The organism is Vibrio sp. 2096, assembly GCF_033339595.1.
GTDB lineage: Bacteria > Pseudomonadota > Gammaproteobacteria > Enterobacterales > Vibrionaceae > Vibrio > Vibrio alginolyticus.
The window spans coordinates 65281-78069 of sequence record NZ_JAWOUX010000003.1 but is presented as its reverse complement, the minus strand read 5'-3'; the positions used below and the strand labels follow the sequence as shown (position 1 = coordinate 78069).

The 12789-nt window shown below is 43.5% G+C and carries 13 protein-coding genes; 3 read left to right on the top strand and 10 right to left on the bottom strand.

All coding sequences use genetic code 11. From position 1 onward, the window contains the following. Positions 1–25: 25 nt before the first annotated feature. Positions 26–694, bottom strand: a complete 669-nt coding sequence (locus R7Q41_RS06755; RefSeq protein WP_170893132.1) for an SH3 domain-containing protein — start codon at positions 692–694, stop codon at positions 26–28. Between the two features lie 96 nt (positions 695–790). Here R7Q41_RS06755 and R7Q41_RS06750 point away from each other — a divergent pair, with 96 nt between their 5' ends. After that, entirely contained in the window at positions 791–1339 is a 549-nt protein-coding gene (locus R7Q41_RS06750; protein WP_017635183.1) for a hypothetical protein, read from the top strand. Between the two features lie 526 nt (positions 1340–1865). Here R7Q41_RS06750 and R7Q41_RS06740 read toward each other — a convergent pair. Together R7Q41_RS06740 and R7Q41_RS06735 are read right to left on the bottom strand one after the other, a co-directional pair. Further along, positions 1866–2489, bottom strand: coding sequence for a class I SAM-dependent methyltransferase (locus R7Q41_RS06740; RefSeq protein ID WP_258629146.1), 624 nt, complete (start codon positions 2487–2489; stop codon positions 1866–1868). A 5-nt stretch (positions 2490–2494) separates the two neighbouring features. Continuing rightward, positions 2495–2950 (bottom strand): Lrp/AsnC family transcriptional regulator, encoded by a 456-nt coding sequence (locus R7Q41_RS06735; RefSeq protein ID WP_005373581.1) that lies wholly within the window; start codon positions 2948–2950, stop codon positions 2495–2497. 148 nt (positions 2951–3098) lie between these two features. On the opposite strand from R7Q41_RS06735, the gene R7Q41_RS06730 reads away from it, so the two are divergent. Both R7Q41_RS06730 and R7Q41_RS06725 read left to right on the top strand, forming a co-directional pair. Beyond that, positions 3099–4025: a DMT family transporter gene (locus R7Q41_RS06730; protein WP_017635181.1), complete on the top strand. Its 927-nt coding sequence runs from the start codon at positions 3099–3101 to the stop codon at positions 4023–4025. 95 nt (positions 4026–4120) lie between these two features. Further along, the gene (locus R7Q41_RS06725; protein WP_064369362.1) at positions 4121–4783 is read left to right on the top strand and encodes a flagellar brake protein; all 663 of its coding nucleotides are present in this window, start codon (positions 4121–4123) and stop codon (positions 4781–4783) included. Between the two features lie 2 nt (positions 4784–4785). On the opposite strand, the gene R7Q41_RS06720 is transcribed toward R7Q41_RS06725, so the two are convergent. From R7Q41_RS06720 to R7Q41_RS06690, 7 genes are all read right to left on the bottom strand, one after another. Next, complete coding sequence (locus R7Q41_RS06720; protein WP_258629144.1) at positions 4786–5823, bottom strand: DUF2955 domain-containing protein; 1038 nt, start codon at positions 5821–5823, stop codon at positions 4786–4788. A 12-nt stretch (positions 5824–5835) separates the two neighbouring features. Beyond that, positions 5836–6894, bottom strand: a complete 1059-nt coding sequence (locus tag R7Q41_RS06715; protein WP_318144428.1) for an HlyD family secretion protein — start codon at positions 6892–6894, stop codon at positions 5836–5838. Positions 6895–6929: 35 nt separating this feature from the next. Continuing rightward, the gene (gene slyA / locus R7Q41_RS06710; RefSeq protein WP_005373589.1) at positions 6930–7385 is read right to left on the bottom strand and encodes a transcriptional regulator SlyA; all 456 of its coding nucleotides are present in this window, start codon (positions 7383–7385) and stop codon (positions 6930–6932) included. A gap of 295 nt (positions 7386–7680) precedes the next feature. Then, the gene (luxQ, locus tag R7Q41_RS06705) at positions 7681–10257 is read right to left on the bottom strand and encodes a quorum-sensing autoinducer 2 sensor kinase/phosphatase LuxQ (RefSeq protein ID WP_318144427.1); all 2577 of its coding nucleotides are present in this window, start codon (positions 10255–10257) and stop codon (positions 7681–7683) included. Next, the gene (locus tag R7Q41_RS06700; protein ID WP_318108150.1) at positions 10257–11354 is read right to left on the bottom strand and encodes an autoinducer 2-binding periplasmic protein LuxP; all 1098 of its coding nucleotides are present in this window, start codon (positions 11352–11354) and stop codon (positions 10257–10259) included. Before R7Q41_RS06700 ends, luxQ begins: the two co-directional genes overlap by 1 nt. A 330-nt stretch (positions 11355–11684) precedes the next feature. Then, entirely contained in the window at positions 11685–12002 is a 318-nt protein-coding gene (locus tag R7Q41_RS06695; RefSeq protein WP_005373593.1) for a GIY-YIG nuclease family protein, read from the bottom strand. Next, positions 11999–12649, bottom strand: a complete 651-nt coding sequence (locus tag R7Q41_RS06690; RefSeq protein WP_005373594.1) for a YceH family protein — start codon at positions 12647–12649, stop codon at positions 11999–12001. Before R7Q41_RS06690 ends, R7Q41_RS06695 begins: the two co-directional genes overlap by 4 nt. Positions 12650–12789: the final 140 nt, after the last annotated feature.

The window sequence follows — 12789 nt, the reverse complement described above, 5'->3', positions numbered from 1 at the left end:
GAGAACGAGTGTAATTGGTGGTGAGTTATCGATAAAAAATATCGCCCTTATCAACATCTAAGTAGATCTTGTTCTCTTGCTCCAAACCGCCACAATAGATGAAGTAAACGTTGCGCTTTTTGAACGTCACAGAACGAACCCAGCCTCCGAGCTCCTCAAAATCACTCGGGTCACAAGTTTCATCGTCTAACAATTGCTGTGTTTTCTTACGGAAAATATCCAAGTGAACTTTTAAATCATCCGACTTCTGTAGGTATTCATCCAATATCTCTAAGCGCTCTTGCTCTTTAATAACTGGCTCTGCTTCCGATAACCCCTCAGCATTCAACCATTCGGCTTTTTCTTCACCACCCTCTTCATAGACAAGATAGCCGGAGATTCGGTACCACCCATCTACTTTTTCTAACACCGATACTTTTTCTCCCTTATAGAGCGTATCGACAACTAAAGCATTAAGGTTAGGCTTGTTGTAAACATTGACACGACGCTCAATAACGTAGTACTCGGTAACTTCCGGGGGAGCGGCTTCTAAATCCAGAATCGGTTTGGATGTTTCTTTTTGCAGTGAAGATTGCTCGACTTGCGTAGCCTTTGGTGCTTCAGGTTCATCTTTCTGCATAAAGAAGAAATAGTATCCAGCCCCCGCTCCGCCGAGCAACAGCATGACAATCAATGCGACGAGAATTTTCTTCATGCCCTTTTCCTTTTCATTCTTATCCCACCAGCAGCACGCATGTCGTAGAAATTTGGGTATATACTCAAAAGAGCAGGTCAACTAACGCGAGCAATAATGATCAACAGACTCAATTGGATACTACTATTTCTTCTGTTCCCGATAACGGGGCACGCCAATATTCAATGTAACCCATCGTCGTGGAATGACAATCTTACCCAATTCAATCGCTTAGAGTCCAATTACAATCAGCATGTTGAGGTATTCAATACACTTTTAACCGAACATAAACAGCGTCAGTTATTGTCCGAAACCTTTTCACTGCATGAGCTCGTGCTACTTTGGCGTGCCAAGTCGAACCAAAATGTGTTCAAAGCGCAATTAAAAGCATCGATTCAATACAAAGAAGAGCTCACAACTAAAGCGAATCAGCTGCTTAAATTGAGCACACAATCCCAATGGTCAGCTAATGGGTGGGAGATCCTGGCCCAAAAGTGCCGCGAGTCAAACAAAACAGCCAATCAAATAACTGCGGAATGGTATAACACCAACGCTTTGGAACTTGCTGAAGATTACAAGCGCCTCTCTTCACAATATCAAACTCTGTCACAAGTCTATGATAAAGAAGCTCGAGCACTCCAATACGCTCAAGATGTTTCGAAGTAAAAACAGAGCCAGTTTTGAATAGACGATGTTGGTTTTTCACTCCAATATTGGACGTTATTCGTGCTTTTTATCTTTCCTTAGTCGTGAATAATATCAAATGTAAATAATGGGATTGTTCCCTTTGACAAACTTGACTAAACCATGACCAAGACAATCAATTTATAGAGACATACGTCACATTAATGCTTTACTTATGGACATTTTTTGGTTAGTTTAGCCATTAATAAAATTTAATAAAAAGTCACATTTGGCTGGAGATGATGCTACAAACATGGTTATCAATCGATTAAGTAACAGGGAATGTCCTAATGCTACCAAAGCCAAGTTTTTGTCAGTAGTTAGGCACGTAAAAGAGTTCGGTTCAATCAGTGATTTGGATCTTTGTAAAATCTTCGGAGAAACAATATGGAGTGATGGGAGGGAATACCATTCAGCCGCTTTCTCATTCAAGGTTGATAGATACACAGGTAACTGTGAAATCTCACAATACAAAAACCAATAAGGCTTAAGAATTTATAAGGCGGAGTCAGGAAACGGACTCCTCTTTTTTGATCATGGCAATCGTAAAGTCGTGCTCGGAGTACCCCTCAATCAATCGTGTATTCGGACACAGCAACCGACAATAGCGAAAGACACCTTCTTTATTGTGCGACGCTAACATTTTCATGCTGGGTAGTTTGGATTCATCCAACAAGTTAAACACACAACCTTTCTCTGTCGCTCGGTACATTTTATCAATCATTTCAATGGTATGATTTGGGTTGGTGGATTGATAGTTCAATGATCCGGAAGCAAAAACAAAGTCGCAACGAGGCAATACCAACGTTGAAAAGTCGCCACATATAAACTTACTTTGCGTACGAAAATCTCGTTTTCTGGCTTCAGAGATAAACTGTTTTTGCTGATCAATGCCAATATAGCTTTGAGGAAGCCCCCCCGTAAGTTCGATAAACGCTAACAAGTCTCCGTAGCCGCACCCAATATCTAAAATACTTGAACCGTCTAACGTTAACCCTCGGCACAACGCCTCAAAACGGCTGTTCTGACTATACTTATCTGCCCATCCCAAAGTTCGGGCTCTGTCTTTACCAAACTGTCTATATCGCTTTCGATGATAGTGGGCAATCTTAAGTCTATCGAAAAATTTCATCTTTCTTATGCATAAATCGGCAAACTGCCATTTCCTTTCACTTGTCTAATCGCCAGGTGGGTATGAATATCTTTCACATTTTCTAATCGCTGTAACTTTCTAGTAAATGTTTCATAACCAGCGAGATCTTTACTGACCACCTCTAACAGGTAATCATAGGCCCCTGATACGACATGGCATGAGATCACTTCATCCATCTCAACAACGGCATGTTCAAACTCATCAATCGAAGAAGCTTGGTGGTTATTTAAACTCACTTCAACAAATACAGTCATTGCGATGCCTACAGTGTCTCTGGACACAATAGCTCGATAACCACTTATTACACCTTCCTGCTCCAAACGCTTAATGCGTCTTGCACAAGGTGATGCCGATAGCCCTACTTGATCAGCAAGTTCTGCCGTTGTCAGAGTGGCATCCTTCTGCATTAGGTTGATAAGTTGCCTGTCAATTTTATCCATTTATTCTTCCGTGCCTTTAATCACCAACAATTAACACTTATACGCAATTTATCACCAACATCAAGCCTAATCACGTCAAACTTTGCCTCCCTTTGGCAAGAGTTTTATTCAACAATTAACACATCATTTACAAATGGACATGTCGATAATGATCTTGGGATACGCAGCTATATTAACGACCTTACTGCTTTGGTCTGGTTTCTTTATTTCTTTAAAAGGGGGCGCAATTTCTGCCTTGCAGCCAGCCGATATCGCGTTAGTCCGCTTTCTAATCCCAAGTATAATTTTATTACCGTTTGTGATTAAGCATAAACAGTCGCTGCGCGTAGTGCCTAAACGCTACCTGGTTGGTGTTGTGGTTGGAAGCGGCCTTCCCTATCTTCTGGTCGTCGGAACGGCTATGCATTTCGCTCCCGTGGCGCACGGCAGTGCATTAGTGCCTGGCACTTTGCCATTGTTTGTTTCTGCTATCGCGGTACTTTGTTATCAACAGTCGCTGAGTGCTCACCGCTTAATCGGGCTTTCTACGGTGTTGTTAGGGATTTTCGTATTCCTTCTTTCTAATAGCGGCGCAGAGTACAACTGGTCTCAGTTGCAAGGGCATATCCTGTTTCTAACTGGCAGCATCATGTGGGCTGCTTTCACCATCAGCGCTCGTGTCGCCAATCTTAATGCACACGTCTGTGCAGGATTCGTTGCAATCGCGTCTTTGGCTCTGCTCATCATCGCCGTTGGTTTCGGGTGGGTAGACAGTTATTTGGTGGTAACACCGTTCAGCCAGTGGCCATGGGAGGAGTTATTTGGCCACGCGATGCTACAAGGTGTTGGCGCAGGTTTAATCGCTTCTTTCACTTTCATTTATGCAATTAGGATCATCGGTGCCGAAGCCAGCGCTGCTTTTGGTTCATTAACTCCAGTCGTCGCGACACTTCTTGCCGTTCCAATTTTTGGTGAACAACCAGATTCTCTCACTTGGTTAGCGCTGATGTTGGTCACATGCGGCAGTATTGTGGCAAGCCAAATCTTTATGAAAGGTGGAATGAGCCAAACTTATCGCCCACCACTTCACAGATAGCGATGATTTTACAAAAACTTATGCCTTACTATCTTGAATAACAAAATGGCGTTTTGATAGCCTCAGCTTAACTAAAAAATTAAAACGCCAATGTGATGCCAGCCACTCATACTAAAGATGAACTGCATAGGTTTCTCAAACCGGGAATGAAACTTTCTACTAATTTCGAATTTGGGCCTAAGGATCAATATACGTATTCCACCACCTATCTTGGGATGAAAGAAAATGCTTATTTGATTCTTGATATACCAATGCGTTTGCTTGAAGAGCAAGTGATGAGAAAACTCCCCAACGCCGATGTCATCGTGCGTGGTGTATCAGATACGGAGTTAGGCCATGTCATTGCGTTTAAGTCCAGCGTGCTGACGACGACCGTTCGACCATCCCCCCTTTTGTTTATCCGCATTCCAGGAACATTTGCAACCAAACCAGTTCGGGAACATGAGCGTTACAAGTTGCAAATGGACTGTAACGTTATTCATGCAGGGAATGTCTACGACGGTAGCCTTATCGATTTTTCTCTAGCAGGTGTTGGTATATCAACCTTGATTGAGCCCGAATTCAACGTGGGTGAGAGTGTTACCATCGAATGCCCGTTAAGCCACTATATCGGAGAAGAAAATCGATGTGTCATTGCCAACATTAAGAAATTGGTGAAGGGATGGGTAGTTGGAATTAAGTTTGCCAGTCCCATTGCGATGACTCACGAACTAAAAACAGAGTTACTGGAGCAATCCTTTCTAACCAGTAACGTCTGAACTTACAGCTCGCTAAAGCGCGTCGCCTCAAAGCTGTTGAGTATTCTGTGAACCGTATAGGTCACAAGCAGCGTCGCAACAATAGCAAACAAAATACTGCTCACGCGATACAGCGCACTGAACATTAAGTCACCATCCGGAGTAAGATATTGGCCGAACAAAATGCCTAATGTGGTTAAGCCGCCAAATCCGGCTCCCGAACCGCTAGACTCTTTCACGTGCATATAACTGAACATCATTGCACCAATCCAAAGCAATGGGACGATAAACAATAAGGTATCCGACCAATCGTATAATACAAGTTGTCCGACAATACCAAAGGTCACCCCCATCAAGGTCCCCATTGCTCTTTTTCGCGCATACCCTAAAGCACCGTTCCAATGCATAGGAAACAATAAAAGTAAGGTTGTCGCCTGAGCAGACATAGAGTCACTGAGGTCAAATAGCTGGAATACAAGGAAAGACATTGTAGCGATACTCGCCCCCATAAGGGCTTCATGACGCATTCGATGACTCTGTTTAGGCTGCGACGGTTTCGCTGGTGGCTGACGAGGTTCCGCATCGGGAATCAAAAATGTCACCACATAAGCAACGATCACTGAAATAACATTCGCTTGCAGGTTGCTAAATATTAGGTCATTTAAGTCAGTGGTTGGATAACTAGCAAAATGCAGCATGATGCTTAAGCTCAGTACGCTGTTCGCTCCAAATAAGAACAAGCTCCCTTTTGACATACAGGCGAATTTATATAGGAACAACCCGAATGCAATGATTGTCATCATGCCTGGGTGCCCACCAAACAATCCACCAAGCACCCCAACTTCTAATCCACACACAACCGCTGAAAAAATCAGTTGTCGTGCGGCATGTAGACTCATGACTGGCACCATTCCAAGTAACAGCATCGGGGTTACAGTAAAGAATACGCCATAGTTCCAACCAAATACTTTACATAAAGTGAAACCAATAGTCGCACCAGTTGCAATGCGCAAACACTGACGGAAGTCGTTTTCCGACATGGGGTGGTCCCATAACTTCATATCGCCTCCTCGTTAATAAATATAATGAAGAAGACTCAAGAATTGGATCTGGCATCTCGCTAACCAGCCAGATAATGCGTTTTCTGGCAACAACTGCACGGTTGCTCGTGCCCCTGCTGGAAATGCACGCTGCTGAGGCTCATCGATAGCTAAATGTAAACGTAAGCGCTGCGCGTCTCTCACCCAACGGTTTGAGTCAGTTGGTGTTGCTAAGCGACCATCCGCATCGAACTGACCCGAGCTGACCCCGGCATCCACACTCGTAATACGAGCTTCAAATACATCACCAGGCAAGCTATCAAAAGCCACTAACGCACGGCTGTTCTGATTAAAGTGTCGTAAACTCTTTTCACGAAAGTCGGCAATGATATCCACGTCATCGGAGACTAAAGCGACAAGAGGTGTACCAGCTGCCGCATAGGCCCCCGTCTCCAGCTGCAAGTTAGCGACAACGCCATCATGTTCCGCCGAGACTTGAGTGTAAGACAGATTAAGTTCCGCTTGTTTTAGCTGGTTTTGCGCCACGCGGATATTCACATTCGTTGCGCCTAAATCACCGCGGTTTACTTCCAACTCTTTTAAACGAGCACGTGCGGCCAGTAAGTTCGCTTTAGCTACCGTTGCACTGCTCTGTGCGTCATCACGCTGCTGTTGCGAAGTACCATTACGGTGAAACAGAGTATTAAGACGTTTTGCTTCGCGAACTTTTTGTTCCGCCACGATTTTGCTCGCTTCAACGTCTGCTTTTGCCGCAGCAATAGAAGCATCAAGTTGTTCGTTGTTTTGAATCACACGCTCGAGGTTAAGCTGAGCCTTTTCTACGGCGAGCTGATAAGGCTGGGGATCAATCTGAAATAGTAGATCGCCTTGGCTTATTTCTTGGTTGTTGGCAACATAAAGATGCGTAATCTGCCCACTCACACGGGGGGCCACTTTAGTTACCACACGCGTTGCCATTGCCTGAGGCGTCAACGGCATAGCGAGATCTGCAACTAGAAAATAGGCAAAGACAAGGACAAACGCGACGCAAGAATATTTGATCCAACGTGCGAATTTTTGATCTGGAGTCATAGGCGTTTACTTCTCTTTTTATTCGGTTTTCTGACTTATTCGCTAAGTGAATCAAGCGCATTGTGAGCAATCTGATCAAGAATCAATGAAAGCTGCTGAAGTTCCTGGTCGTTGATGTCCGTTAGGAGCTTGCTTCGAACTTGAAGAATCCGAGCCTCCATTTGCTTTAGTAGGGTTTTCCCCTCTTCTGTGAGGCTAACAATACGTGCTCGCTTATCGTGTTCACAGCAATGGCGAGTGATCAGAGATTGCTCTTCTAATAATTTTAATGTTCGCATCAACGACGCTAACTCGATCTCAAGCGCTTCAGCCAAATGCTTCTGACTGATGTTGTCACCCATTCGATAAAGCTTCCATAACGCAGTCCAACGCGGATACGTCAGGTTTAAAGGCTCTAACTCGCGATCTGCAACCATTTTCCACAAACGAGCAACACGAGATAATTTTTCAGCCAGAGAAAGGTCTCGCAAACTGTTGATGTCTTGAATCATAAGATCTACTCAATTACTTAGCGTGCTAAGCAATATAAAATAGTTAGCACGCTAAGTAAATATCTTTTTGTGATTGAAATCACGCTGGGTGTGTCAGTGAAGGGGCAGAAATCTAAGTAACACAACACTATGTTTGAATTTGAAATGCAGCGATGTACACAACAAACGTCGAGACCAATAAAGTCTGATTTGTATAAGAATAAAAGGGTCAGATACAAAAAAGCACAACCCACAGTCATGGTGTTGTGCTTTTCAGATAATGAATAATTGGGTTATCCCGTAGTGAGCCAATTATTCATGTTCGCTCGACTAAGAACCGCTGCTTAAAATCCACAAATGCTTCATGGAGCGCATTTTCTTTAATCGGCTTGAGAAGCACGTAATTCGCACCCGATTCCATAAAGGCGTCACTGGTTTCTTTCGCGGTGTCAGCAGTACACGCATAAATTGGCGTGCCTAGTTTTAGCTTTTGTCGGATCTCTTTGGTCGTTTCAATTCCACCAAGATGCGGAAGTTGGTTGTCCATCAGTATCAAATCGTAAGTATGATCTTTTAAGAATTCCATTGCTTCTAACCCATCTTTCGCCCAATCAACCTGCATTTTGTACTTGTTACAAAACGCTTTTAGAATGAATGCGTTAGTATGGTTATCCTCTACCAACAACACTTTGAGACTCTCTGCAAATAGTTCACCTGGCTTAACTCGCAAACTCGAATCAAGAGGGGTGAGTACTCGCTCACGATCTTTCACTGGCATTGTAATGACAAAAGTCGTTCCTAAGCCTTTCTGACTGCGGACTTGAACATCACCTTCCAGCATGTCGACAAGGCTCTTCACAATGGTCAGCCCTAAGCCACTGCCACCGTATTCTCGAGTCGTTGTTGCTTCTTCTTGAACAAAAGGTTCGAACATTTGGTCGAGTTTGTCAGACTCGATGCCGATACCTGTATCCGTAATTTCCACGACCAGCACGCTATTGTCAGCACCATAGAACTGCTCCAGTTCAGCATGCAAGCGCACGCTACCCGAGGGCGTAAACTTTACTGAGTTACTGACTAGGTTGAATAAAATTTGGTTCAGACGAACTTGGTCAGTAAAGATTTCAACACTGGGATCTATTTTGTTTTCAATGACAAGGTTGACGCCTTTACTTTCACAAATAGGACGATAAATGTTTTCTAACGTTCGAATTGTATCAGTGAAAGAAAACGGGTGCTTTTGGATATTAAACTTACCCTGCTCAATCTTCGAAAAGTCCAAAATATCATTCAAAACAGCAAGTAAGTGCTCACCACTATGTCGAAGTACGTCAATTTGGTTATTCTGCTCTTCTGTTTCCACAGAGTCTTTTAGCAATTGAGCAACCCCTAAAATTCCATTGATTGGCGTTCGGATCTCATGGCTCATTTTAGCCAGAAAGTCGGCACGGGCTTGAGCAGATTTCTCTGCTTCTTTGCGCGCCAAGTTACTCTGTTTTTCCGCCTCAATTAGCGTGGTTATATCCTGACCTTGAACAATAATACCGCTAATATCTCCATCAACTCGAATCGGCGATAAGTTCCAGCGATATACTTTGTCTCCAATTGGCACATTAACGCCTGTCAACGTAGCTCCCTGAGCCGCCATGCGAAGGTGTGGCATCAACTTTTCTTTGAAACCTTTGAACACTGGGTGCATGGTTTCAATATCGTTTTCCATGACTAACTCTTTGCGTGCTGCCGGATTGATTTGGATAAGTACACCCGATTCAGACCACACCATAATAGGTGATAACGCAAAGTTAAACAGGTCTCGGAAAGACCGCTTTTGTGCTTCAAGCTCTTCAAAAGTGTTTTCTAGTGTCGAACCAATATGATCGAATTCCTCAATATCTGACCCCTCAAAACGCTCAAATCCTTTTTCTTCACGAGCCGAGCGGGTATATGCCATCAGGGATCCTAACTCTTCAACTACTCGATTCTCGATCCATTCTTTAGTCATTAGCGCAATCATAACCATACCGATAACTGAGGCTAGCATTGCTAGCAGGTGTTGGATTTGCAATGTCACCACGCTCTGATTGTCTTGCACAGTAAGCAAGCACAAGTCAGTCTCGGCGGCATTTACCTCAATAGGGGTTTTGATGATCAATAATTGGTCAAGCTTGTGCTGGGACTCTCGTCGTTTGAGTACGTCAAATATTTGATAAGCCTCATCTCCTACTAATGAGCTTGCCAATGGTGTGTTGTTAGCGACCAACACAACATTGTCGACGTTGCCTTCATTTTTTAACCTTTCCATCAACCCAAAGTTATTATCTAAAACAACAACATTGTAAGAGTACCCCATCACTTCACCGGTTTTAGGTTGTAAAACGGGTACACGACGAAGTAAAAGATGGCGAGTTCCCATCGGGGTCTGTGAGGGTAGATAATACCAGTTGTTGCTAAAGGTCACTTGACTGGCAAGTCGGCTAAGTATCAGGTTGTTGATGCCATAGAAATGCGCGTTGCCATCGTCCCAAATAATACCTTGATGATCGGTTAGGAAACGAAACTCCGGTGTATGGGAAGGATCACTCTGGTCAATACTCATGAAAAAGTAATTGAGTGCCTCTTCATCACGTTCTGTATAAAAATCCAATACAACATCACTTTTCGAATTGCTGTTGTGATGAATCTGAATCGCTGCAAAATGGCTATCAAAAATGTTCAGGATCAGGGCAGAGGTCTGCTGCTTGGTTCGGTCGACTTCCTGCCAAATAATCTGCTTCGAGAAGTAATAACTCTGAACAAAGATGCCTAGAATGATCGGAGCAAGTACGAGAATAATTATTTTGGTAATAAGCGTCGACAGTGAGCGACGCTTTCTTGTTTTTGATGTAGTTGTCATCAATTATCTGAGTATCTAAATGCACGTTTTCTTAATGCTTCAATTCTTTCTGGAGAGTCCGATTTGGTAACGACTTCAAAATCACCAGAGTAAACAGTGGGAACTGGCTTTCCTTCTAAATCCCACTTAATGGCCTCAGCCATTGCAATACCTGTATCATCGTTCATACGCATAACGGTAACGTCTAACTCCCCTTTAGAAAGCGCCTCTAACTCTGCTGAACCGCCGCCCCAACCATTGATCATTACATCGTCACGACCTAACTCTTTAAGAGCGTCAACAGCACCTAATGCTACATCGGTAGAACACGCGTAAATGAAGTCAACGTCCGGATACTTCTCCAAACTGGCTTTTGCAGCTTTATACCCAGATTGCTTTGTTGCTTTGGTGTAGTAAGCAGATTGTAGTTCAAATTGATTATCGCGGTTCACTTGGTTGATAAAAGTGTTGCCTCTGATGTCACTAATGTAGCCCTCCGAGAAATAGAGAACACTATAGTGGCTATGTTTAGGGAAACGCTTGCCAAACTCAACGGCCAATTCACGACTTCCTTCTGCGTGGTCGAAACCAACATAAAGAAACGGCTGATGATGTTCCCAATCCCTAACAGGTGTGGTGATATTTTGTAAAATTAACTTGGTTTTCTTTGAATCTAAGACATGCTCAACAAACTTACGATGTCTTGTGGTATCTAGAGTAAAGATCAAGTAATCGGAGTTGCTTTTCAGCGCCTCCATTAAAGACAAACTTTGCTGCTTTATATCTGCATTAGGACGAGTAAACACTTGATTTAGTTGATAGTCGATATCAAGCTTATCTAGGCGTTTTTCAAACGCATCGATGTTTCGAATCCAATAATCAGAGATCTGCTGCCCTGGATAAACAACAGAAATTTTCAGTGGACGCTTTTTGTCTTTTGCTACGGGTACAGGGGTTTCTCTTACCACTTCAGCCAACGCACTAGTTAGCTGCTTCTGTTGTGGAAACTGGTCTAAAAATTCTTGATATGCCCAATACCCATTAAGAACTTGGGTGGCCTGCACATTCGGCGTAAAAGCGGCCATTGAAATCAGGGAGAATACTAACGCTTTTTTCATCTACTGCTCTTTTAGCTTTTTTATGAGCCTAATTCAGCTCTATTCATTACCTAGCCGAGTCATCCTATACTCTTGTAATCTACCTTCCTCTTAGTGTCTGTTTCAATAGTAAATTGGTTCTTGGTCTGAGTGGATGCAAATAAAGTACATTGAGTCGCTTCCTTTGTCTCGATGACGTAGAGACATTTCGCGCTTTTCATATTCAGGACCTTTAAACAGAACACCAGCCCATTATGCGTCAGTTTATTCCTACATGGTACTCCAAAAACAAAAAGAAACCGCCAATGTGACATAGGCGGTTTCCGTGTATCTTTGCGTCGCAAGGGCTTATCAGAGTGCCACTATCTCTAACATCATTTGTTGATGTTCGTCGACGACAATATTTGCTTTTGACATAACGAGCAGCTCTTTTTTCGCTTTAGTTAGTTGCTTAATATAGTACTCTGCTCGCATGGCAAGCGTCTTTGAGTCAAAATCCGATGACCATTCCAATACCAAAGGGCCTTTTCCCTTCAAAGCTTTCGCTCCTTTTCCGGTTTGGTGCTGATTGAATCTTCGTTCAACATCATTGGTAACACCACAATACAACGCGTTGCGGTTATTTCGTATCAGGTAGACACTCCAACGCTGCGTTGTATTTTCCATCATGAAAGCAGTGACTCAACCTTAGCTTTTAATTCATCCAGCTCTTCTTTCAGCTGAGCGACTTCGAGCTCTAGCTGACTTACTCGATCGGAGCTCGAGCTTGCAGCAGACACAGGCGCTGCAAGTTCGGACGCATCAACATCACCACAGAACAAATGCATATAACGCGACTCCCGCTTACCAGCCTCACGTGGTAATTTGACCACTAATGGTCCTTTCTCTTCACTTGCTAAATGCTCAAGGACCGTTTCCACTTCTTTTACATCATGAAATGTCGCGAGACGATTAGTACGAGTGCGAATTTCCCCAGGTGTTTGAGCACCGCGCAAAAGCATACAGCATACAATGCCCTTCTCCTGCTCTGTCAGCTTTAAATCACCAAACTCCGTATTACAGAAACGGTGTTGATACTTGCTGACGCGGCTGTTGAACGCACTTTCGTCACTGACGAGCCTGCGCTCAATAAGAGCATCAACGGCATCGAGTACGTCTGACTCAGAGAGTGACATCACGGGATCACGGTTGCTTTTTTGATTACACGCGTTGGTTAATGCGTTCAGGCTGAGGGGGTAAAGATCTGGGGTAGTGACTTCTTTTTCGATCAAGCAACCAATAACTCGTGCTTCAATTGCCGTTAGCTCAACTTTCATAATGCATTTCCTTATTATTTTTGCATTTGACTTTGTACCTAAATCGCTTCGAAATCATACGCCATAAATTCACACAGCAGTGCAAGAAGCGTTAGCGGTTCAGGTGTTGGTGTCAGGCTAAAGCATAGCGTAAGACCTGA

What these genes read in the sequence shown, in the direction of transcription:
- R7Q41_RS06755 (WP_170893132.1), bottom strand. Translation starts at nt 694, where the DNA reads ATGAAGAAAATTCTCGTCGCATTGATTGTCATGCTGTTGCTCGGCGGA.
- R7Q41_RS06750 (WP_017635183.1), top strand. Translation starts at nt 791, where the DNA reads ATGATCAACAGACTCAATTGGATACTACTATTTCTTCTGTTCCCGATA.
- R7Q41_RS06740 (WP_258629146.1), bottom strand. Translation starts at nt 2,489, where the DNA reads ATGAAATTTTTCGATAGACTTAAGATTGCCCACTATCATCGAAAGCGA.
- R7Q41_RS06735 (WP_005373581.1), bottom strand. Translation starts at nt 2,950, where the DNA reads ATGGATAAAATTGACAGGCAACTTATCAACCTAATGCAGAAGGATGCC.
- R7Q41_RS06730 (WP_017635181.1), top strand. Translation starts at nt 3,099, where the DNA reads ATGATCTTGGGATACGCAGCTATATTAACGACCTTACTGCTTTGGTCT.
- R7Q41_RS06725 (WP_064369362.1), top strand. Translation starts at nt 4,121, where the DNA reads ATGCCAGCCACTCATACTAAAGATGAACTGCATAGGTTTCTCAAACCG.
- R7Q41_RS06720 (WP_258629144.1), bottom strand. Translation starts at nt 5,823, where the DNA reads ATGAAGTTATGGGACCACCCCATGTCGGAAAACGACTTCCGTCAGTGT.
- R7Q41_RS06715 (WP_318144428.1), bottom strand. Translation starts at nt 6,894, where the DNA reads ATGACTCCAGATCAAAAATTCGCACGTTGGATCAAATATTCTTGCGTC.
- slyA (WP_005373589.1), bottom strand. Translation starts at nt 7,385, where the DNA reads ATGATTCAAGACATCAACAGTTTGCGAGACCTTTCTCTGGCTGAAAAA.
- luxQ (WP_318144427.1), bottom strand. Translation starts at nt 10,257, where the DNA reads ATGACAACTACATCAAAAACAAGAAAGCGTCGCTCACTGTCGACGCTT.
- R7Q41_RS06700 (WP_318108150.1), bottom strand. Translation starts at nt 11,354, where the DNA reads ATGAAAAAAGCGTTAGTATTCTCCCTGATTTCAATGGCCGCTTTTACG.
- R7Q41_RS06695 (WP_005373593.1), bottom strand. Translation starts at nt 12,002, where the DNA reads ATGATGGAAAATACAACGCAGCGTTGGAGTGTCTACCTGATACGAAAT.
- R7Q41_RS06690 (WP_005373594.1), bottom strand. Translation starts at nt 12,649, where the DNA reads ATGAAAGTTGAGCTAACGGCAATTGAAGCACGAGTTATTGGTTGCTTG.